Origin of the sequence: Gordonia bronchialis DSM 43247 (assembly GCF_000024785.1) — a bacterium.
Lineage (GTDB): Bacteria > Actinomycetota > Actinomycetes > Mycobacteriales > Mycobacteriaceae > Gordonia > Gordonia bronchialis.
In genome coordinates, this window is the sequence record NC_013441.1 from 4154041 (window position 1) to 4175256 (window position 21216).

The 21216-nt window shown below is 67.3% G+C and carries 22 protein-coding genes; 4 read left to right on the top strand and 18 right to left on the bottom strand.

The genetic code is table 11. From position 1 onward, the window contains the following. Positions 1-24: 24 nt before the first annotated feature. Complete coding sequence (locus GBRO_RS19200; protein ID WP_052298303.1) at positions 25-1197, bottom strand: amidohydrolase family protein; 1173 nt, start codon at positions 1195-1197, stop codon at positions 25-27. Beyond that, positions 1089-1442, bottom strand: a complete 354-nt coding sequence (locus GBRO_RS27135) for a hypothetical protein (RefSeq protein WP_227892958.1) — start codon at positions 1440-1442, stop codon at positions 1089-1091. The genes GBRO_RS19200 and GBRO_RS27135 overlap by 109 nt, the downstream gene beginning before the upstream one ends. A gap of 62 nt (positions 1443-1504) precedes the next feature. Between GBRO_RS27135 and GBRO_RS19205 the strand changes: the two genes are divergently transcribed. After that, the gene (locus tag GBRO_RS19205) at positions 1505-2731 is read left to right on the top strand and encodes a CoA transferase (protein ID WP_012835543.1); all 1227 of its coding nucleotides are present in this window, start codon (positions 1505-1507) and stop codon (positions 2729-2731) included. Between the two features lie 17 nt (positions 2732-2748). On the opposite strand, the gene GBRO_RS19210 is transcribed toward GBRO_RS19205, so the two are convergent. The 4 genes from GBRO_RS19210 to GBRO_RS19225 all read right to left on the bottom strand — a co-directional run bounded on the left by GBRO_RS19210 (position 2749) and on the right by GBRO_RS19225 (position 6691). Next, a complete protein-coding gene (locus GBRO_RS19210) occupies positions 2749-3498 on the bottom strand; it encodes an amino acid ABC transporter ATP-binding protein (protein WP_012835544.1) in 750 nt (249 codons plus the stop codon). Positions 3499-3502: 4 nt separating this feature from the next. After that, positions 3503-5251, bottom strand: coding sequence for an ABC transporter substrate-binding protein/permease (locus GBRO_RS19215; protein WP_012835545.1), 1749 nt, complete (start codon positions 5249-5251; stop codon positions 3503-3505). Positions 5252-5414: 163 nt separating this feature from the next. After that, positions 5415-5684 carry a DUF2277 domain-containing protein gene (locus tag GBRO_RS19220; protein ID WP_012835546.1) on the bottom strand — a complete coding sequence of 90 codons (270 nt, stop codon included), beginning with the start codon at positions 5682-5684 and terminating at the stop codon, positions 5415-5417. A 38-nt stretch (positions 5685-5722) separates the two neighbouring features. Beyond that, on the bottom strand, positions 5723-6691 hold the full coding sequence (locus GBRO_RS19225) for an NADPH:quinone oxidoreductase family protein (protein WP_012835547.1): 969 nt from the start codon (positions 6689-6691) through the stop codon (positions 5723-5725). A gap of 50 nt (positions 6692-6741) precedes the next feature. Between GBRO_RS19225 and GBRO_RS19230 the strand changes: the two genes are divergently transcribed. Beyond that, complete coding sequence (locus GBRO_RS19230; protein WP_012835548.1) at positions 6742-7443, top strand: class I SAM-dependent methyltransferase; 702 nt, start codon at positions 6742-6744, stop codon at positions 7441-7443. A 36-nt stretch (positions 7444-7479) separates the two neighbouring features. On the opposite strand, the gene GBRO_RS19235 is transcribed toward GBRO_RS19230, so the two are convergent. Genes GBRO_RS19235 through GBRO_RS19245 form a run of 3 tightly spaced genes read right to left on the bottom strand, consistent with a single transcriptional unit; the run spans position 7480 to position 10579 of the window. Continuing rightward, positions 7480-8259, bottom strand: a complete 780-nt coding sequence (locus tag GBRO_RS19235) for an SDR family NAD(P)-dependent oxidoreductase (RefSeq protein ID WP_012835549.1) — start codon at positions 8257-8259, stop codon at positions 7480-7482. Continuing rightward, positions 8256-9197, bottom strand: coding sequence for an alpha/beta hydrolase (locus GBRO_RS19240; protein WP_012835550.1), 942 nt, complete (start codon positions 9195-9197; stop codon positions 8256-8258). Before GBRO_RS19240 ends, GBRO_RS19235 begins: the two co-directional genes overlap by 4 nt. Beyond that, positions 9194-10579 carry a flavin-containing monooxygenase gene (locus tag GBRO_RS19245; RefSeq protein ID WP_012835551.1) on the bottom strand — a complete coding sequence of 462 codons (1386 nt, stop codon included), beginning with the start codon at positions 10577-10579 and terminating at the stop codon, positions 9194-9196. Before GBRO_RS19245 ends, GBRO_RS19240 begins: the two co-directional genes overlap by 4 nt. Before the next feature lie 133 nt (positions 10580-10712). Between GBRO_RS19245 and GBRO_RS19250 the strand changes: the two genes are divergently transcribed. Then, positions 10713-11330, top strand: a complete 618-nt coding sequence (locus GBRO_RS19250) for a TetR/AcrR family transcriptional regulator (protein ID WP_012835552.1) — start codon at positions 10713-10715, stop codon at positions 11328-11330. Between the two features lie 29 nt (positions 11331-11359). On the opposite strand, the gene GBRO_RS19255 is transcribed toward GBRO_RS19250, so the two are convergent. From GBRO_RS19255 to GBRO_RS19275, 5 genes are all read right to left on the bottom strand, one after another. After that, a complete protein-coding gene (locus GBRO_RS19255) occupies positions 11360-12220 on the bottom strand; it encodes an LLM class F420-dependent oxidoreductase (protein ID WP_012835553.1) in 861 nt (286 codons plus the stop codon). Between the two features lie 155 nt (positions 12221-12375). Further along, positions 12376-13458 carry a prenyltransferase/squalene oxidase repeat-containing protein gene (locus GBRO_RS19260; RefSeq protein ID WP_012835554.1) on the bottom strand — a complete coding sequence of 361 codons (1083 nt, stop codon included), beginning with the start codon at positions 13456-13458 and terminating at the stop codon, positions 12376-12378. After that, a complete protein-coding gene (locus tag GBRO_RS19265) occupies positions 13455-14180 on the bottom strand; it encodes a class I SAM-dependent methyltransferase (protein ID WP_012835555.1) in 726 nt (241 codons plus the stop codon). Before GBRO_RS19265 ends, GBRO_RS19260 begins: the two co-directional genes overlap by 4 nt. Beyond that, on the bottom strand, positions 14174-15472 hold the full coding sequence (locus GBRO_RS19270; protein ID WP_012835556.1) for a glycosyltransferase family 4 protein: 1299 nt from the start codon (positions 15470-15472) through the stop codon (positions 14174-14176). The genes GBRO_RS19265 and GBRO_RS19270 overlap by 7 nt, the downstream gene beginning before the upstream one ends. Positions 15473-15474: 2 nt before the next feature. After that, positions 15475-17154, bottom strand: a complete 1680-nt coding sequence (locus GBRO_RS19275; RefSeq protein ID WP_012835557.1) for an FAD-dependent oxidoreductase — start codon at positions 17152-17154, stop codon at positions 15475-15477. Between the two features lie 129 nt (positions 17155-17283). Here GBRO_RS19275 and GBRO_RS19280 point away from each other — a divergent pair, with 129 nt between their 5' ends. After that, the gene (locus GBRO_RS19280; RefSeq protein ID WP_041919984.1) at positions 17284-18114 is read left to right on the top strand and encodes an acyl-[acyl-carrier-protein] thioesterase; all 831 of its coding nucleotides are present in this window, start codon (positions 17284-17286) and stop codon (positions 18112-18114) included. Between the two features lie 26 nt (positions 18115-18140). Here GBRO_RS19280 and GBRO_RS19285 read toward each other — a convergent pair whose 3' ends face one another. From GBRO_RS19285 to GBRO_RS19300, 4 genes are read right to left on the bottom strand one after another with little or no spacing between them, the layout of a single operon-like run. Continuing rightward, complete coding sequence (locus tag GBRO_RS19285) at positions 18141-19103, bottom strand: SMP-30/gluconolactonase/LRE family protein (RefSeq protein ID WP_012835559.1); 963 nt, start codon at positions 19101-19103, stop codon at positions 18141-18143. Then, positions 19093-19659, bottom strand: coding sequence for a DUF3558 domain-containing protein (locus GBRO_RS19290; protein ID WP_012835560.1), 567 nt, complete (start codon positions 19657-19659; stop codon positions 19093-19095). The genes GBRO_RS19285 and GBRO_RS19290 overlap by 11 nt, the downstream gene beginning before the upstream one ends. Then, a complete protein-coding gene (locus tag GBRO_RS19295) occupies positions 19656-20219 on the bottom strand; it encodes a DUF3558 domain-containing protein (RefSeq protein WP_012835561.1) in 564 nt (187 codons plus the stop codon). The genes GBRO_RS19290 and GBRO_RS19295 overlap by 4 nt, the downstream gene beginning before the upstream one ends. Then, positions 20216-21097, bottom strand: a complete 882-nt coding sequence (locus GBRO_RS19300) for a DUF3558 family protein (protein WP_012835562.1) — start codon at positions 21095-21097, stop codon at positions 20216-20218. The genes GBRO_RS19295 and GBRO_RS19300 overlap by 4 nt, the downstream gene beginning before the upstream one ends. Positions 21098-21216 lie beyond the last annotated feature (119 nt).

Here is a 21216-nt window from a genome sequence, read left to right on the forward strand (position 1 = left end):
AGAAGCCGCCCCCATCGGTGAGCGTCAGTACACCACACCACCGAGCACCCGATATGCCGCGCGCACCTCGGCCGGTGACTCGAGCACGTCACGCCACGCCCGGTCCGCCATGACCAACTCCCCGGGTTCCCCGACCGCGATCCGCCGCGGCCGACGCAGCGGATCATCCGCCGGGGTGCAGTACCGGTCGATGGCCTGCGACACCCCGATCCGCTCATCGGGGGTGCCGACACGGCGTCCGGAAGCCGTACGGCGTTGCGTCGCACCGGCTATCACCGTCCACGGATTCAGCGGCCCGTACGGCGCGTCGCTGGACAGGGCAACGGGCACACCCGCATCGATGAGTGACCCGCACCGGTACAGATCGTCATGATCGGCGCGATCGCTGTCGTCGAGGAAATCGTCACCGCGCTCCGGCAAGAATCCCGGCTGGGTGACGACGACGATGCCGCGTCGGGCCAGTTCGGCGCACGTGTCGGCGGCGACGACAGCGGCGTGTTCGATGCGGTCCCCCACTCGGACACCCACCATGTCCCACGCCGCCAACAACAGGGCAAGCGCGACGCGACTCACGCAGTGCACCGCGACGCACCGATCAGACCGGTGCGCGGCGTCGATCCGCGCCGCGAGATCATCCGGCGACGGCAGATCGGAATCGGCGATCACGATCTTGTACGGGCCCACGCCCACCCGCGGATGATCGACCTCGACGCCGAGCGGCACCCCGAGCAGATTCACCCGGCCGCTGATCGTCGAATCATCGACCGCCGCAACCACTGCGCCGATGTAGGTGTCGTCAATATCCGGTGTGGCGTCGGTCATCTCGGCGATTCCATCAGACCGCAGACGTTCCCCGACTGCGGCCAACGAGGGAAATCCGTCGTCGGGCAGCCTGGTCCGGAGCCAGTCGTCGGCACGCCATAGTCGGCCGGTGGGCCGGCCGGCCGGATCGCGCTCGATTCCGGGGTGGGTTCCCGACTCGAGTCCAACCCGCTCGGCCGCCACCGAAGCGAGCATCCACAGTGCGCCGCTTCGGTGTTGAATGCGCACCGGCCGAGCGGATTCCACGGCGTCGAGGTCGGCGCGAGTCAGCTCACCGGCAACCGATTCGGTGTATCCCACGCCCCGCACCCAGCCCGAGGCGGTCTCGGGGGCGTGCGCGAGGGCGTCGGCCAGGGACGCACGGTCGGTGACCACCGGCGGACCGCAACGGATGGACTCACCGGCGCGCGCGCGAGAGCGGCCAGGTGCAGGTGGTGGTCGGAGAAGGCCGGTATGACGGCACATCCGTCGGCGTCGATCACCTGTGCGCCGGCCGGATTCAGCGAGTCGGCCACCTCCGCGACGGTTGTGCCACCCGACGACGCGTCGAGCCGGACACGGATGTCCTGGCGGCGGCCGGCACCGACGTCGGCCCCCAGGATCACGATGTCGGCGTTCATTGGCCGTATCCTACGGAACGATGCGGCGTCAACGTGTCCGTGCCGCGGGCGGAGGTGATGGGATGATCGTCGACGACTGGGCGCAGTCAGGATTGGCAGCGCTCACCGGCGAGGCCACCGGTCGCCCCGACCTCACCCGCGCACCGGTCCTCGCCCGGGCACGTCGTACGCTCGCCACCTTCGTCGACATCACCGACACCAGCCCCGACGACCGGAGGCCCCCTCTCGATGCCGCCGAATTCCTCAGCGGGCGTTCGGCTCTCACCGGGCACACCCGCAACGGTGGCGTGTCCGCCGGGGGAGCCAGCCGGTTGATCGAGGCGGCCGACGGATGGTTCGCCCTGTCGCTGGCGCGCCCCGACGATCACGAGACAGTGCCCGCGCTACTGGAATCCGACATCACCATCGACACCTGGGCCGCAGTCAGGCAGGCCGCACCTCGGAAGCCGGCCGCGGACTGGGTGGCCCGGGCACGCCTGCTGGGACTCGCCGCGGCCATGCCCGGCGAATGTGCCCCGGTCGAGCCGATCGTGGTGCCGCGCGGGACGAGCACCGCACCACCGGCCTGGGCGGACCTGCTCGTCGTCGACCTGTCGTCGCTGTGGGCGGGGCCGCTGTGCACTCATCTGCTGATGCGGGCCGGGGCCACCGTCGTGAAAGTGGAGAGCCGCGTCCGGCCCGACGGCGCACGACGCGGCAACCGGCGCTTCTTCGACTGGATGAACTCCGGAAAACTCTCCTATGCAGCCGATTTCAACGAAGACACCCCTCGTCTTCGCCGCCTGTTGATGGCAGCGGACGTGGTGCTCGAGGCATCCCGGCCGCGTGCCCTGCGCGCGCATGGGCTCTCCGCGGACGACCTTCCCGCCCGGCCCGGCCAGGTCTGGGCGCGGATCACCGGCCACGGCAGCACGGGCCCCGGCGCCGACTGGATCGGGTTCGGCGACGACGCCGCGGTCGCCGGGGGCCTGATCGCCGGGACCCCGACCGCGCCGATGTTCTGCGGCGACGCCATCGCCGATCCGCTCACCGGACTCGAGACCGCGACCGCGGTGGCCACCGCCCTGCGTACGGGCGGCGGGGTCCGCATCGACATCGCACTGGCCCGGGTGGCGGCGACCTACGCCGCACTCGGCGTCATCGACCTTCCCGCCGACCCGCCCGCCGAGCCACCGGCGGTGTCGCCGCCACGGGCGCCCACCGAAATCGACCTGATCCCGCCGGCGTCCGAACTCGGCGCCGACAATCCCGCGGTCGACGCCATCGTGTCGCGCCGGCTGGGTGGATGACCGATACCGCCCGAAGCTCACAACACCTGCGACAGGAACGCCCGCAATCGTTCGGACTCAGCCGCGTCGAAGATGCGCTCTGGTTTCCCCGTCTCGACCACCACGCCGTGGTCCATGAACAGCACGTTATCGGAAACGTTTCGGGCATAACCCATCTCGTGTGTCACGACCACCATCGTCATGCCCTGACCGGCGAGGTCGGCCATGAGCGCGAGAACCCCTTTGACCAATTCGGGGTCCAGCGCCGAGGTCGCCTCGTCGAAGAACATGACCTGCGGTTCCATGGCGAGGGCGCGTGCGATGGCGACGCGTTGCTGCTGGCCGCCGGAGAGGTTACCCGGGCGGGTTTCGGCTTTCGCGGTGAGCCCGACGATCTCGAGTTGCCGCATCGCGACTGCTCTGGCTTCCTCCTTGCTCAGACCCCGGAGTTTGCGCGGGCCGAGTGCGATATTGTCGACCACCGACTTATGCGGAAACAAGTTGAAGTGCTGGAACACCATGCCGATTCGGCGCCGCAGCTCGTCGGGATTGTCACCCAGGACGGAGCGACCGTCGATGAGGATGTCCCCCTCATCCGGTTCGTGTAGGCGGTTCAGCACGCGCAGCAGCGTCGACTTTCCGGATCCGGACGGGCCGATGACCGTGGTCGTGGTGCCGGCGTCGACGTGAATGTCCACACCGCGCAACACATGATGCTTGCCGAAGGACAGGTGCAGACCGGAGCCGGTCAGCGAGACCGCTTCGCGGGCGACGATGGTGTCAGGCACGGCGCTAGCCTTTCTCGACGGCGGTGACGGGCAGCGGATCGTCTTCGACCTCGGCCGGCCGGCCGGTACGGAGCCGATTGTCGATGTGGTTCACCAGGTGGGTCAGCGGGATGGTCAACGCCAGGTAGACGATGCCGGCAGCGACCAGTGGGGAAAGATTTCCGGTCTGCGCGTTGAGGTCTCGGCCTACCGCGAACAGCTCACGCTGGGTGGCCAGCAGTCCGAGGAAGTACACCAGCGAGCTGTCCTTGATGAGGCTGATGAACTGATTCATCAGCGCCGGCAACACCCGGCGCACACCCTGGGGTACCACCACCAGACGCATCGATTGCCGGTAGGAGAACCCGATGGCGCGCGAGGCCTCCAACTGCCCGGAGTCGACGCTCTGAATGCCGGAGCGGAAGATCTCCCCGATGTAGGCCGCGGCCAGCAGCGCCAGCGCAACCGCTCCCAGCCAGTACGGATTGTTACCGGTCAACCCCTTCACCACCGGGCCGATACCCAGGCCGACGATGAGGATCACGACCACCGCAGGCAGACCGCGGAAGATGTCGGTGTAGATGCGCGCAGGCCAGCGTAACCAGCGCGAGCGCGAGATCCCGGCGACGGCGAGCAACATGCCCAGGATCGTGCCGAGCACCCCGGAGACCAGCGACAGGATCAGCGTGTTGACCAGTCCGGTCTTGATCAGGTCCGGAAACGACTGCTGGTAGAGGTCCCAGTTGAAGAACGTGTCGCCCAGCTTCTGCAGCGTGCTCTTGGAGTCCGCACTCTCGCCGGCGTCGGACTTCTGCTCGGCATTGGCCTTGGCGATGGCGGCGATGTCGGGCAGCTGCGGTGGCGGGGCGGCTTTGCTGCCCGGCTTCCAGCCGGCCGGCAGTTCACGGGGCACCCAGTCGGTGTAGAGCTTGGCGTAGGTGCCGTCGGCGATGATGGCGTCGAGCCCGGAGTTCAGTGCGGCCACCAGTCGCGGCTTGTCCCTGCCGACCGCCCAGGCCACGAAGTTGTTGAGGCTGAAGGTGTTCTCGACGATGGCGGTGCCGTCGCCCGGACGGACCGCACCTTCGGCCTGCTGCGACGGGGCCACCCACGCGTCGATCTGGCCGCTCTTGAGATTCGCGTATGCCGTCGCGTAGTCGGGGAACTTCACCGCGTCGAGATGCAGTGTGTTCAGGACGTAGTCGTCCTGAACGGTGCCCTGCACCACCCCGATGCGGGTGGACGGCGACAGGTTCGCGAACCCTTTGATGGGACCGTCGGCGGGGGCGACGAGCGAGAAGTACCCGAAGTCGTAGCCGTTGGTGAAATCGACTGTGCGACGACGCTCGTCGGTGGTGGTGATCGACGACGACCCGACGTCGAACCGGTCGTTGGCCACCTGCGACAGCAGACCCGCGAACTCGGTGCCGGAGAACGTGATCCGAAGTCCGAGTTTGGCTGCGACGGCCTTCAGGAGTTCGTTGTCGAAGCCGGTGAAGACGCCCTTGCTGTTGACACAGATGCTCGGACCGGCGTCGGAGAGCGTGCCGACCGAGATGGTCCCGGGTGTGAGCAGTTCGAGTGAGCGCACATCGATCTGATCGACCGGTGTCGTGGTGGGTGTGGTGTACCGGTCGACGCCGCCCTGCTGGGCAGCGGCCAGGTTGACCGGGGCCGCGGAGGCCGAGGCCAGGCCCGGCGGGGCGCAGCTGTCGCCACTCGAGGTGGAGCCGCTGCCGCAGGCGCTCAGCGCTCCGATCATCGCGACTGCCATCACGATGGCGAGGAGCCGCAGCGGGCCGGGGGTGCGCGTACGCGGATTCGCGCGCGTTGATCGGCTGGTCACTTCAGCACACTAGCCAGTGGTGTCGTCGGAGAACCAACACTTCTGCTCACCGGCGGGCGAAATGCAGGTCAGCGGCCTGTTGCGCTGTTGATCAGGTTCTCGCCGCGATGCGCGCCGCTACCTCGGGACGCCGGAGCGGCGGGACCGTCTTCGGTGGTTGACGGCGCTCCGGCAGTACATCGAGCAGCGCGCGAGTAGCGGCGGTGACCGCGACCACCGCCGCCTCGAACGCCTCCTCGCTGGCCGTCGACGGATGCCGGATTCCGCTCACCTTGCGGATGTACTGACGGGCGGCGGCTTCGATCTCGTCCTCGGTCGCCGGCGGCTCGAGACCACGAAGCTCGGTGATGTTGCGGCACATGGCGCGTCCTTCCATGGCCGCACGTCACGGCCGAGGGGTCAGTCGGCGATCTTGACGACCGCCTTCCCCAGGATCCGTCCCTGCGCCAGATCCGTCAACGCCTGCGGCAGCTGATCGAGGGTGTAGGTCGTGTTCACCATCGGGCTCAGCCCCTTGGCGATCATCTGCGCCAGCTCGTCATGCAGCTTGGCCGGAAGGTCGGGATGAGTGCGGACGTACTCACCCCACGCGGCGCCGACGACTGCGATGTTGCGGAACAGGACCCGATTGAGTTTCACGGTCGGGATGCCGCCGGCGGCGAAACCGATGACCACGTAACGGCCGTCGGGGGCGACCTGGCGCAGCGCCTCGTCGAACACGTCGCCGCCCGAGGGGTCGATCATCACGTCGACGCCCTTGTTGGCGATCTTCTTTAGCTCGTCGCCCCAACCCTCTTCGAGCTGGACCACCTCGTCGGCGCCCGCGTCCCGCAGCAGCTGATCGGCGCCCTTGCGGTGCACGATGGCGATCACCTTGGCGCCCAGCGCCTTTGCGACCATGATCGACGCGGTTCCGACACCACCGGCGGCGCCCAGCACACCGACTGTCTCGCCGGGTTCCACCTTGGCGCGGGTCTTCAATGCGAAGAGCGCCGTCTGGTAATTGATGCCCATCGCGGCGCCCTGCTCAAAGCTGAGTCCATCGGGCAGCGGAAGAAGTTGCTCGGGTGATGCCGCCACCTGTTCAGCGAAACCACCGATGAACGATGCAACGAGAACCTTGTCGCCGACCTTCACCGACGAGCCTTCGGGAGCCTCTCGGACCACACCCGCCACCTCGGTGCCCGGCGTAAACGGCAGCGGCGCCCGCATCTGGTACCTGCCCTGACTCATCAGCAGGTCGGGGAAACAGATTCCGCATGATTTGATGTCGACGAGAACCTGCCCGTCAGCGGGCGTCGGATCTGCGACGTCGGTCAGTTCGAGGCCTTCCGGCCCGGTCTCGGCGGTGAGCACTTGAGCTTTCATGACCCCAACCCTACTTTGCCGCGACCGAGCGTTCGATAGGATCTCCCACCATGACCTCATCGCGCGTTTCGACCTCCGACGGACTCACCCCGCAGCGCCTGGCCGCGGCCGAGGCGGCGCCCGGGTTCATGCCGACCGACGAGGCGATGACGCTGTTCGAGATCGCCGAACAGATTCTGGCGCAGCCCGATTCGGTGGGCCTGGGTATCGAGATCGGCACCTATTGTGGCAAATCGACGGTCTTCCTGGGATCGGCCGCGCAATCGCACGGCGCCGCCATCGTCACCGTCGACCACCATCGCGGGTCGGAGGAGCATCAGCCCGGCTGGGAGTACCACGACCCCGAACTCGTCGACCCGCACACCGGAACCCTCGACACCTCGGCACGGTTCCGACGGACCATGTTCGACGCCGGGCTGGAGCAGACCGTGATCGGCGTGCTCGCACCGTCGACGTTGGCGTCGAGGATCTGGGGGTCGCCGGCCGACTTCGTCTTCATCGACGGTGGTCACAGCATGGAGGCGGCGCAGAACGACCTCGACGGCTGGGCGCCCTGGGTGCGCGTCGGTGGTTGTCTGCTCATCCACGACGTCTTCCCCGATCCGGCCGATGGCGGCCGCCCACCCTACGAGATCTACTCTCAGGCCCTCGAGACCGGTCAGTTCACCGAGATCCGCGCCGAGGGTTCCCTGCGAGTCCTGCGCCGGGACAGCGGGGACGTGGGGCAGCCGCTTGCTGTCGCGACCGACTGATCGATCCCGCCTATCTGCTGGTGTGAAAGCGCCTGCTCAGCCGGCAGGCGGGGTCGCCATCATGGCACGCACCCTGCCGAGCACGTCGGGATACCTCTTGAGGTGCGCTCCACCGTTGAGATCGAGTGCGGCACCCGTCATCCAACGCGCGTCGTCGGATGCGAGAAAGACTGCGGCCGCGGCGATCTCGTCGGGCTGGCCGGGCCGGCCGAGAGGTGTGTTCTCCAGGTACTCCTCGTGCAGGCCCGGTACGTAGGCGATTCCCGCGGTCAGCGGTGTCTCGACGAGGCCGGGTGAGATGGCGTTGACGCGGATGCCGCGCTCGGCGAGTTCGAGTGCCGCGACCTCCACCAGCATCAGAACACCGGCTTTGGCTGCACAGTATGAGGCCATGCCGGCGCCCGGTTGCCGCCCGTTCAGCGACGCGATCACGGTGATGCTGCCCCCGTCCACGACGCAGCGACCGGCGTGTTTGAGAACCAGGAAGCTACCGGTGAGGCAGACGTCGATGGTCGTCTGCCAACCCGACAATTCGAGCTCGGTGATGGCGCCCGGCACGGACAGACCGGCACAGTTGACGACGGCGTCGACGCGGTCGAGACCGTCGAATCCGGCGGCGACGGAGCCCTCGTCGGTGACGTCGAGATGCAGCGATGTTGCTGATTGCCCCAGTTCGGCGGCAGCAGCGGCCGCGGCGTCGGCGTTGACGTCGGCGATCACCACCCGATCGTTCAATGCCACAAAGCGTCTCGCGGTCGCGAGCCCGATTCCGGAGGCGCCGCCGATCACGACGACGGTCCGGCCACCCCCGGTCATGCCGTCACCTCCGGCGTGCCGGCCGCTGCCACCGCGAGATGCCTTGTCAGGAAGTCGATCTGATGGCGGACGGCGGGTTCAAACCACTCCCGGCCGGCGAAGATGTCGAAGTGATCGCACGGATAGTGCCGCACCTCGGCGTGAGCTTTGAAAGCCGCGTCAGCGGCCGCGTGCGGCGGTGCGCCACGGTCGAAGTCGGCGATCTGCACCAGCACGGGCGCACCGATCCGATCGGCGTGCTTGTCCGCCCGAAAGCTGCCGAGTTCCAACCCGATCGACGCGTCGACCTCGTTGCGCCAGGTGGGCCCGGCGATGGACAGGTAACTCTCGTAGTACCCGTCCGCGGTCAGCGCCGCGCGCTCCCCTTCTCGCCCGACGACGGGCATCATCGTCGCGTCGCGCCCCAGCCTGGTGGCCAGCGCGCTGCGCACGCCGAGGACCGTCGACCGGGCCATCGACGCCGCCCCGACCTGCGGATAGGCATGCCGACCGGCCGCGATGCCGTTGACCAGGGGCACCATCGAGATGACGGCCGCGATGTCGTCGCGGTCGGCGGCCACGATCAGGGCATGACCACCCGACTGGGACAGCCCCCACAGGATGATGCGGTGCGGGTCGACGCCGGTCTGCCGCTGCGCCGACGCAATCGCGGCACGATAGTCATCGGCCTGCCCTGTCATCGAGATACGTTGCCGTGGTTCACCATCGGATGCGCCGAAGCCTCGGTAGTCGAAGGCCAGCACCGCAAGTCCCGCGTCGGCGAGTCGTTCGGCAAATGGCTCGAGACCGGAGTCCTTGGTACCGGCGAAGCCGTGTGCCATCACCACCGCGGGCCGCCCGGTGGGTGTGTCGAAGGGTGAGATGTCGCATCCGGGGTAGAACCAGGCGTCGCATGTCGTGCCGTTCGAGGTGAAGGCGACGTTGTGTCGAACACTCACTGCGCACCGCCTGTCGCCGTGGCGAATTCGGATGTCGGATGCACTCCGGCCCACGTCGGTGGACCTTCGGCGCGAGCGCGGACGAGGCCCGCGGGTATCTCTCTGGTCCGCATGTCGTACTCGTACAGGGAGTAGTCGAGTTGCTGGGTGTGCCGCGGCCGGTCGAGCATGTGCCCGGTGTAGTACTCGGTGTCCGCCTTGATGGTTGCGCGCATCTGCTCAACCGACGGCAGCCGATAGCGTCCCACCGCGTAGGCCCCGATCAGCCGGGATTGACATTCGACGAACGGGAACAGTGTGGGGACCGCCTGTGCGAAACCCGCGAAGACAAGGTCGTCGATTCCGGGATAGAACATCCGCTTGTAGAGGTCGATCCGGTTGTCCGGAGCGCTGATGAAATCGGGATCGAAGAACGGGAAGGTGATGTTGTAACCCGTTGCGTAGATGATGATGTCGAAGTCGTCAGAGGTGCCGTCCTCGAAATGCACGGTGGCCCCGTCGAGTCGGCTGATGTCGGGCTTGGCCACGATGTCGCCGGAACCGAGACGCAGCGGCAACTCCACCGACTGTGTCGGATGTGCTTCGAAGAACTTGTGATTGGGCGTCGGGAGACCGTAATCCTCGGGGCGCCCGGCGGTCATCGGTTGCATCACCTGCATGAACTTGCGCTGCCAGGCCACCGGAATGTGTGGCGAGAGCTTGTAATACTTGTCGGCGGGCTTTCCGGCGAAGTACTTCGGCACGATCCACGCCCCGGACCGCGTGGACAGGGTCAGTCGGGTGTCGAGGGCCTTCGACGAGAGTTCGACGGCGATGTCGGCGGCACTGTTGCCCAGCCCCACCACCAGGATTCGTTTACCCGAGAAGTCGTGCGGTGTACGGGGATCGATGTAGTGGTGTGCGTGCATCGTCGTGCCGGAGAACTCGCCGGGGAAGTCCGGATAACGGGGATCCCAGTGATGCCCATTGGCGACGACGAGGAGGTCGAATCGTCGGCGTTCACCCCGCTCGGTCTGCAGTTCCCAGCCACCGCCGTCGAGACGCTCCGCGTGCGTCACGCCGTTGGTGAACTCGATCGGTTCGAGCAGCCCGAAGGCGTCGGCATATGAATCGAGGTACTGCTTGATCTGGGTGTGGTGCGGAAAATCCGGGTACTCGTCGGGCATGGGGAAATCCCGGAACGACAGTTGATGCTTGGAGGTGTCGATGTGTAGCGATCGGTACGCGCTGCTGTGCCCGTTCGGATTTCCGAACGCCCAGTTGCCGCCGATGCGGTCGGAACTCTCGAAGCATGTGTACGGCACCCCGTAGTCGGCGAGCATCTTGCCCGCAGTGAGTCCGCTGATTCCGGCGCCGATGACCGCCGTGGTGGGCTTGTTCATCCCCATCCCCGTCTGTAGACACTATTCACATTGTGTCTACACCACACCGTTCGGCTTGTATACAGATTCCAAGAACTGTCCACTCCTTTGTTACAGTTGGTCTTCGACATCGAGATGGGGAGGCGGCAGCAACGTGAGTGACCTCCCGGCCACCGATACCCCCATTTCCGGCGTTCACGAACGCCTCCTTGCCGCGACGGAGAAATTGCTCGCCGACAAGGGGATTCGCGCGACCACCATGCAGCAGGTGGCCGAGGTGGCGGGCGTGTCGAGGGCCTGGCTCTATCGTCACTATCCGGACAAACCGGCCATGATCGGAGCCGCCATCGTCCGCCTGAACGAGACGTTTTGGTCCGACGCCCGCGGCGAGTTGGAGTCGATCGAACACATCTCCGGCCAACTCGCGGCCGGCGTCCGGATCGGGCGCGGAGCATACGACGATCCCGGAGCCCTGCTGCTGCGCCTACGTACCGAGGAACCCGAAGAGTTCGCCGCGTGCGCCGGAGCCGGTATCAGCGGCCTGATCCCCGACCTCGCTCTCTTCTGGCGCCCCTACCTCGACGACGCCGTCGCCCGGGGTGAAATTCATCCCGACCACGACATCTCTGAGGTCACCGAATGGGTGGCCCGTGTCCTGATCAGCCTGGGGACCATGCCCGGTGACACCGTCGACCCCGACGACCCCGAGCAGGTACGCCGGTACTTCGACCGATACGTGATGCCCGCCCTCACCGCGCCGCCCGTGGCCTGAGCCGCCACGCGCGAGCGCCCGCGTGGATGTCAGCCGACAACGGCGGGCGCGATACCCAGCTTGCCGGCGAGCTTGGCGAGGTAGCCACTGGCGCGCTCGACACTGTCGTCGGGTAGCCCGTAAAGAACTGTGGTCACCCCGATCTCGCGCCAGCGCTCCAACTTCTCCGGGACCGGCTTGAAGTCGAGCACCACGATGTCCGGGTCGCCGTCGCGGCCGGCGTCGGACCAGATCTGTTGGAGCAGCCGCACCGATCCCTCGATGTCCTCCTCGCCGGGGGTGGTGATCCAACCGTCGGCGCTGCGCGCGATCCACTTGAAGTTCTTCTCGTTGCCGGCGGCTCCCACCTGCACCGGAATGTGGGTCTGCGTCGATTTGGGCCACGCCCAGCTGGGGCCGAATTGTACGAACTCACCGTCGAATTCGGCTTCCTCCTCGGTCCAGAGGGCGTGCATTGCCTCCAGGTACTCGCGCAACATGGTTCGACGACGCTTGGGCGGCACCTTGTGATCGGCCAATTCGTCGAGGTTCCAACCGAATCCGACGCCCAGCGTCACACGTCCACCGGAGATGTGGTCGAGCGTGGCGATGGTCTTGGCGAGTGTGATCGGATCAGACTGCACCGGAAGCGCGACGGCCGTCGCGAGACGGATGCGCTCGGTGACGGCGGCGGCCGCGGCGAGCGAGGTCCAGGGGTCGAGAGTGCGCATGTAGCGGTCGTCGGGCAGCGAGGCGTCACCGGTGCGCGGGTGCGCAGCGTCGCGCCGGGTGGGGATGTGCCCGTGTTCGGGCACGTAGTAGGACGCGAATCCCGCGGACTCGATGAGCGGGGCCAGGATGTGTGGCTTGAGCCCTCGATCGCTGGTGAACTGCACGATTCCGAAATCCATGGGCCCTCCAGTGGCGCATCATTGCTGCCGTCCTGCGATGCCAGACGGTTGACTGGACACTAGTCTAGTTGATTCGGCGCGCGGTGAACAGAGGGTTGTCATGGCTTGGCGGGTTGCAGAGACCGCGCCGGTTTGAAAAGCGTTGCCGCGGCGGGTCAGCGCGCGAGGGTGAGGCGTTGCCGGACGTCGCGGAAGATGCCGTTGGCGACGCTGGTGCGGCTCACGGCATCGGCGGCGAGGATGACCGCTGCCGATGTCCAGCAACTCTTTTCGACTGGCCACCGTTTGCCGTCGGCGAAGACCAGTCCCGTCCAGTAGGAGCCGTCGGGGTCGCGGAGGTGCTGGATGGAGGCGATGAGCTCGATGGCGTCGGCGGTGTCCCCCAACGCATCCAGCGCCAGCGCCAGCTCACAGGTCTCGGCGCCGGTCACCCAGGGGCGGTGGTCCACGCACCGCACACCGCGCCCGCGAACCACGAACTCGTCCCAGCGTCGGGCGATGAGCTCCTGTCCGGTCCGGCCGCGGACCGCGCCGCCGAGCACCGGGTAGTACCAGTCCATGGAATGTTCTGAGGGCGGCGTGAAGATCTGCCACTGCTCGCGCGCCATGTCGGCGCGGATCGCGTCCCCCAGGGCGGCGTGCGCATCGACCCAGTCGTGATCGGGCTGATCCATCTCGACGGCGATGCGGATGGCGCAGTCGAGAGCGTGAAAGATACTGGCATTACCGGTGATCTGCGCCTCGGCGAACATGGCACCGGTGTGGTGGTCGCCGCCCCAGCGGAACGCGCCGTCGGGCCGGCGGAACCGGAGCACGCAGTCGATGGCCGACCAGACGACCGGCCACATGCGCTCGAGGAATCGGGAATCACCGGTGATGAGGTAGTGATGCCAGACGCCGACAGCGATGTAGGCGCAGAAGTTGCTGTCCACGCCGTCGTCTTCGATGCGCCCGCACACCGTGCGAATCGGCCACGACCCGTCGGCCCGCTGCGTCCGCCGCGACCACTCGTAGGCGGCCTCGGCCTCGGCGTGGAAGCCGGTGACGGACAACGCCATTGCCGATTCGATGTGATCCCACGGGTCGGTCTGTCCGCCCGGGAACCACGGCAGTGCACCGCTGTCCTCCTGCATTCCGACGATCGCCGCACCGGTGGCGAGCATCTGCTCGGCGCTCACCACACCCGGGATGTGCGGGGCCCCCGGATCGGCGTCCGGGTCCGACGGGAGGGCCGTCATGAAGACGCGTCGAGCGGCTTGCGCAGATACAGGGCAACCGATTTGCCGATCACCGGGTTGAGCACCTGCTCGCCCACCCGCGTCAGCCACGGCTTGCTCATCATGTCCCAGACCAGCAGTTGGTGGTATCCCTTCACCAGAAGATTGTTGTTGTTCTCCACGCCGACAGCACATTTGAGCCACCAGTACGGTGCGTGCAGCGCGTGGGCGTGATCGGTGCCGGTGACCTCGAGGCCCGCGCGGGTCAGTTTGTCCGCCAGCTCGGAGGCCTTGTAGATGCGGACGTGGCCACCCTCCACCTCGTGGTACTCGTCCGACAGTGCCCAGCAAACCTTCTCCGGCCAGTAGCGCGGCACCGTGACCGCGGCGAGCCCGCCCGGCTTGAGCACCCGCACCATCTCGGCCATGGCGGCCTCGTCGGACGGCACGTGCTCCAGGATCTCCGACATCAACACCACGTCGAAGCTGTTGTCTGCGTAGGGAAGTCGTAGGGCGTCGCCGACCTCGGCACGCGCCTTCGCCGACGCGGGCACGTGACCTTCGGCCATCATCGCGTCAAACATCTCGCCCACGTCGGCCATATCCGACTCGGACATGTCGAAGGCGATGACGTCTGCGCCACGCCGGAACATCTCGAACGAGTGCCTGCCCTGTCCTGCCCCGATGTCGATCGCCTTGGTGCCAGATCCCACGCCCAGCCGGTCGAAATCTACTGTCAGCACTCGGTTATCCCTTCGGTTGCCTGTCCTGCGATGGCCGGTCCAGATTCGGTTCGTCCGGTCTTGGCCAGCACTGTCTCATAGTGAGCCGCGGTCTTCGCCGCGACTGCCGCCCAGCTGTAGTTCTCCTCGGCGCGCCGACGGCCGCCGTCACCGAGCCGTGCACGTAATGCGGCGTCGTCGAGCAGACGTCCGATGGCCTGGGCGAGGCGCCCGGAATCCCTGGGCGGCACCAGGATCGCGGCCTCCTCGTCGGTTCCGACGACCTCCGGGATGGCACCCGCACGGGTGGCGACGAGCGGTGTCCCGCAACTCATGGCCTCCACCGCGGGCAGCGAGAACCCCTCGTACAGCGAGGGCACACATGCCACCTCGGCCGACGCCAGCAGATCAGCGATCTCCGAATCCTCCAGGCCGGACACCACCGACACCCGGTCGCCGATCGCAAGATCCTCGATCATGATGGCGGACGGGCCATTCGGGTCCAGCTTGGACACCAGTACCAATTCCACCTCGCGCTCGGCCGACAGTTTGGCAACCGCCTCGAGCAAGTAGGACACCCCTTTTAGTGGGGCGTCGGCGCTGGCCACGCACACGATGCGTCCGGCGACCCGATCGGGCCGCGGCCGGAACACCTCGGTGTCGACGCCGAGCGGGATGGTGGTGATGCGGCCCGACGGGATGTCGAAGGCCTTGCGGATGTCGACCTCGCTGCTACGCGAAACCGTGAGCAGCTCCGGAATCCGTCGCGACACCCGGCCCTGCATGCGCAGGAAGGAATGCCAGCGCCACGCGGTGATCTTGCGCCAGCCCTTGGCGGCCTTGACCGCGAGTGTGCGATCACGGGTGATCGGATGGTGGATGGTCGCGATCAGCGGGAAGCCGGCCTTCTGGATGTCGAGCAGACCGTAACCGAGGCACTGGTTGTCGTGCACGATGTCGAAGTCGTCGCGCCGCTTCTTGAGCAACCGCGCCACCCGCAGGCTGAACGTCAGCGGCTCGCCGAAGCTCGCGGTCCACATCGATCCCACCTCGAGTAGGTCGATCCAGTCGCGGTACTCCCCCGGCCGTGGTGTGCGGAACGGGTCTGGCTCGTCGTAGAGGTTGAGGCTGGGCACCTTGGTGACCGTGACGCCGGCGTCGATGGCCGACTGGTCGAGTTCCGGGTACGGGGCACCCGAGAAGATCTCCACCTGATGGCCGAGCAGCGCGAGTTCGCGGCTGAGGTGACGGACGTAGACTCCCTGCCCACCGCAATGTGGCTTGCTGCGGTAGGACAACAATGCGACCCGCATCCCTACCGGCCCGTTCCGGCCGCAGCGGCCTCGAAATCGGTGATGCTCACGAACTTGAGACGCTTCTTGCCCGCGTCTCGTCCGGCGGCTTTCTCCGCGGCGTCGATGGCCTTCCAGCCGTCGAGTGCGATCCGGTGCGCGCCCCGATCGGCGACGAGGTCGGCGACGTCGTCACGCGAGCTCGACGGGTCGGCGATGCTCCCGTTGATGAAGTCGGCCAGCACCGACTCCGCGGTTTCGTGCCCGCACATCCGATTCATGCCGATACCTCCGGTGGCTCCGCGTTTGATCCAGCCTGTGACATACAGACCGGGCATGACATCACCGTCGGCGGCATCCTGTACCCGCCCCTCGGTGTTGGGCACGACTCCTCGACCCTCATCGAAGGGTAGATCGGTGACCGGCACCCCGCGATATCCGATGGCCCGCAGCACCAGCCCGGTGTCAATGTCGAAGCGCTCCTCGGTGGGTGTCACCGCGATCCGCCCCGCGACCCCGTCGGCGTACGCGTTCTGGACACAGGTCAGCCTATCGACCTGTCCATCTCCGCCGATCTCCACCGGCGACGTCAGGAACTTGAAGACGATCCGCTTGTTACCCGGGGTCTGCGGACGTTCGGAGAACTCCCGGGCCAGCCGGATCTTGGTGGCGATGGTCGAATCCAGGGTGTCGTCGTCGAGGGCGGCGGCGGTGGCGTCGTCGAGGATCAGGTCGTCGGGATCGATCACCACGTCGACGCCGTCGACGTCGCCGAGGGCGAGGAACTCGCTGTTGGTGAACGCGCCCTGGGCCACGCCGCGCCGGCCGAGCAGGATCACCTCGGAGATGTTGGACTCGCGCAGCGCCGCGACGGCGTGGTCGGCGATGTCGGTCTTGGCCAGCTCGTCCGGGTCGGAGACCAGGATGCGCGCGACGTCGAGTGCGACGTTGCCGTTGCCGACCACCACGGCCCGCTCCGACGACAGGTCCACGTCGAGGTCGGCGTAGTCGGGATGGCCGTTGTACCAGGCGACGAACTGCGTCGCGGGCAACGAGTTGCGCAGATCCTCGCCCTCGACGCCGAGCCGTTTGTCGGTGGACGCACCGACCGCGTAGATGACCGCGTGATAGCGGGCCACCAGTTCGTCGTGGCTGATGTGCTTGCCGACCTCGACGTTGAGGAAGTACTGGAAGTTCTTCTTGGCCGCGACCGACGCGAAGGTCTTCTCCACGCCCTTGGTGGCGGCGTGATCGGGTGCGACGCCGGCCCGCACCAGGCCGTAGGGCGCGGGCAGACGCTCGAACATGTCCACCTTCACCGACTGCTTGCGGACGAGTTCCTCGGCCGCATAGAACGCCGCCGGACCGGCCCCGACGATGGCGACGTGCAGTTCCTTGTCGGGAAGCTGCGGGGCCTTCTTCGGCGGGACCAGCCCGCCCTCAACGTCGTGGTCCTTGTAGTAGTCGGCGTTGATCTGCAGGTAGGGCTCGTCACGTTCCTCGAGCGAGTCGTCGGGGATGATCGCCTCGACGGGGCATTCGTCGATGCACGCTCCGCAATCGATGCAGGTCTCCGGATCGATGTACAGCGACTCCGCGGTGAAGAACTCGGGTTCGTCGGGAGTGGGGTGGATGCAGTTCACCGGACACACGGCAACGCAACTGGCATCGTTGCAACATGGTCGGGTAATCACGTGCGCCATCTGCTGTTTCCTCGGAATCCAACACGTGGAACGTGTTCTAGTTTCGGGCCTGAATGTATCTTAACCAGAAAGCCGTCCACGTCCTAGGAGAGGTCCCGTGCAGTGAAAGCCCCGAGCCCTGACCAGTCGATGTACACGCCCGCCTGGCAGTCGCTGTCCGAGCGCAAGGAGGGTGCCCGGTACTTCGAGGCAGGTTACCGGGTACGCACCGGCGATGTGGATCAGCAGATGCGGGTCCGCCTCGATGCCGTCGCACGATATCTGCAGGACGTGGCCAACGACAACATCGAGGTCACCGAGTTCCGGGACACCGACCCGTTCTGGATCGTGCGGCGCACGGTGATCGACGTGATCCGGCCGATCTCGTGGCCCGCCGGCTTCACCGCGCAACGCTGGTGCGGGGCGCTTTCCACCCGCTGGACCAACATGCGAGTCCGGCTGACCGCCGATCATGAGACCAACCGGTTCAATCCGGAACCGCGGGAGCCGGGACTGATCGAGAGCGAGGCGTTCTGGATCAACGTCAACGATCAGGGCATGCCGTCGCGGCTGACCGACGACGCGTTCGAGATGCTCTCGTCGATGACCGATGAGCATCGGCTGCGGTGGAAGTCGATGAACCCGGACAAGGCACCCTCGGCGGCCGACGTGGACCTGCCCGACCGCGTGCATGTACTGCGCAGCACCGATTTCGATCCGTTCAAACACCTCAACAACGCCGCCTACCTCGAGGCGGTCGAGGACGAGCTGATCGATCACCCCGACCTCGTCGACGTCCCGCACCGCGCGGTCATCGAGTATCTGCGCCCGATCGTGCCGGGCACGACGCTCACGCTGCGGCGTCTGCGCGACGGTGACCGGCTGCTGATCTGGATGCTCATCCCCGACGACGCCGGCGAGCAGCAGGTGGCGGCGACGGTGTCGGTATCCAAACTGCCCGGGTCCGAGCTGCCGGCCTGAGCGGATACCACCCCGACCGATCCAGTTCAGCGTCGCAGGGTAACCGCGTAGACCGCCCCGTTCTCACTGGTCACCGCGAGCTGTCGCGGACCGTTCGGGCGCACCGCCACCGCGGTGAGGGGCGCACCGAGCATGACGCCACACCTCGTGCCGGTGCGCAGGTCCACGACGTGGAGTTGCCCGAGCGTCGAGGTGACGACAAGCGACCGAGAGCTACCGGAGTCGAGCACCGTCAGGTCGTCGAGCACACCGGGCAGCGGTGCGGTGAGGTCGGCGGCGACGCGGACGCGGTCGGGATGATCGAGCGGCACCGCAAGGACCCGGCCGGTCAGGCTCGTCGTCAGCGTCACGTACAGGGTGTCGCCGACGACGACGGCCCCGTTGACGCCGGTGCCGTTGACGGTGGCGGTGGGTGTGAGGTTCTGGGGAGCCGACCGCGACCATCGCCGGTCGACGCTGCCGTCGGGTCGTAGCCGGATCACGCCGAGCGCGCCGTCGGCGATGTAGGCGTTGCCCCGCGCGTCGAAGGCGAGCCCGTTGGGCATGCCGAGTCCGCGGATGACCGGGCGGGCCACCGGGCGCGGGGCAGCGGGGTCGATGCGCAGCAACGCCCCCGTGCGTGGGCTTCCGGGAATCATGTTGACCGGCGAATCACCCGAGGTGACATACAGTGCGCCACCCGGTCCGGGGCGGATGGCACCCGGCGACGCGACGGGCACCGTGGCGGTGAGACGGTTGTTCCGGTCGTAGCGCTGCACCGTGTTGTCGAGGGTGCGGGTCACCCAGAGGCCACCGGTGGCGTCGTAGGTGATGTTCTCCGCCCATCCGGTGGGCGACGGGCTCGGTATCAGCGTCGAGATGGTTGCCGCGCAACGCGGTTCAGCTGTGGCCGGACCCCCGGACACGGCGGTGGCGATCGTCGCCATCGCCGTGCACGTCACGGTCGCAGCGACGAATCGGCGGATGCGGCGCACCCCGTCACTGGCCACCGGTCAGCACCAGTTCCATCAGTTTGATCGGCGCCGCGCAGGCGTCGCCGCCGGCTGCCGCGGCCCGCGGTTCGACCCACCAGGTGACGATGCCGCGACTCGGCGCGCGGGCCGTCACCCCGCAGACCGCCGGGCGTCGTGGGTCACGCTGGGTGAAGGCGGTCTGGCTGGAGATGCGGATGTTCTCCGTCTCGTAGCCGAGGCGTTTGGCGGTGTCCTTCTCGACGTTCAGGTTGTTCCATTCGAACCAGTTGAACGTCACGTTCGTGATGACCGGCCCGCTGACCACCCAGCGGCAGATCGCGCCGTTGAACGTGCTGAACGCCGACGTCCCGCCGACCGCCTTGGCGATCTGATCCGGGGACAGGATGTTGCATTCCAGAAGCACCTGGTCGTAGCGGTCGGTGTCGACGCGGCCTTCGGTCTGACTCTCCGACGGTGTGGTGTCGGAGTCCTTGTCGCCCGAGCAGGCGGCCACTGCGGCGAGCACGACGATAACGGCCGCGATGGTGGCCCACAACCGGGCCGAGCGGCGTGTCCGAACCGGCGTGGTCATGATGCGCGCTCGATCGAGTAGCGGGACAATTGCTTTGTGGCCGAGCAGATCTGATCGATGGTCGGTCCCCCTTCTGCTTGACGACGACCCGCCCGCACCGACCATTCGAAGAAGTCGGCGCCAAAGGCGATCCCGACCTCGCAGATCGTCGGGCTGGAGGCGATGAAGCCGCGGTGGCCGTTGATCTCGATGTCGACGACGGTGTCCTTGGTCAGTTGGACGGTCGCGCGTTCCCGCTCGATGGGTGACCCGCGATACCAGTTGAACGAGGCGACGGCGCCGGTGCCTCTCTCGTCGGATCCCCAGACGCATGACGAGGTGTTTTCCACGGTGACGGCCATCGGGCCGAAGCCGGTAACGGCGACGACCTCGTCGGTGCTCACTCCGCCGCACGAGCCGAAGAAGGGTCCGTCGCCGGCGCGGCCGGGTGAGCTCGGTCCGGCAGGTGCGCCCGGGTCGGCGGTGTCGTCGGAGTTCGATGTACAGGCACCCAGCAGGACCGATGCGGCTGCCACCGCTGCCACGACCGTGGGTATCCGCAGTGCGCGCCGGCCGGTCATGACGCCCGCTCGATGGACAGCCGGGACAGTTCGCGAGTCGCGTCGCACACCTGCTCGATCGTCAGCGGCGAGTTGCTGCCCGCACTGACCGACCATTCGAAGAAGTCGGCGCCGAACTCGATCCCGACCTCGCAGATGGCGGTCGCGTCGTGCGCGATGAACCCGCGGTGGCCCTTGATCTCGATGTCGGTGGTCGAGGCGCGGGACAGTTGCTCGGTGGCACGTTCACGGCCGATCGGCGATCCCCGGTACCAGTTGAAGGACGCGACGGGCCCGGTGCGGGTGCCGGTGCTGTCCCACTCGCAGACGGACGGATTCTTGATGGTGTTGGTCAGCACGCCGAGACGAGTGATGGAACTGACCTCCTCGGTGGTCAGGCCGCCACACTCGCCGAAGAACGGGCCGTCACCGGCGCGGCCGGGAGCTTGCGGGGTGGGCGGTTTGGCCGGGTCCGACGGTGTGTCGTCGCTCGAGCACCCGGCGACGATCAGCATCAGGGCGGCGATGAGGGCGATGAGGAAGCCGCCGCGCAGCTGATCCAGTTGTCGCCGTTCACGTTTGGTGGGCCGGCCGGCTCCCCGATCGCGGCGGGGTTGGCTCGCGACGACTTCTCGGGGCGGCGGGGGCGGACTGCGGTCGATGTAGCATTCGGCGGCCATCGGCGCCGACACGCGTTTGCTGATGGTCTTGGTGACCTCCACGACGCGTTCGCGACCGCTGAGACGAACGCGGACTTCGTCGCCGGGGACTACCGGCTGGGCCGGTTTGGCGGTCGCGCCGTTGACGCGGACATGCCCACCCCGGCAGGCGGCGCCGGCCGCCGAGCGGGTCTTGGTGAGGCGAATTGCCCAGATCCAGGCGTCGACGCGGGTGGACATGGTCAGGCCCGCCGCATCTTCACCCGTGTGGGTGTCCCCGCCATGGACCTGCTCCCTTCCCCGATCAGTGACCCCACTGTAGCGGCACTGTCGGCGGGAACCGGCGAACTCGACACCGT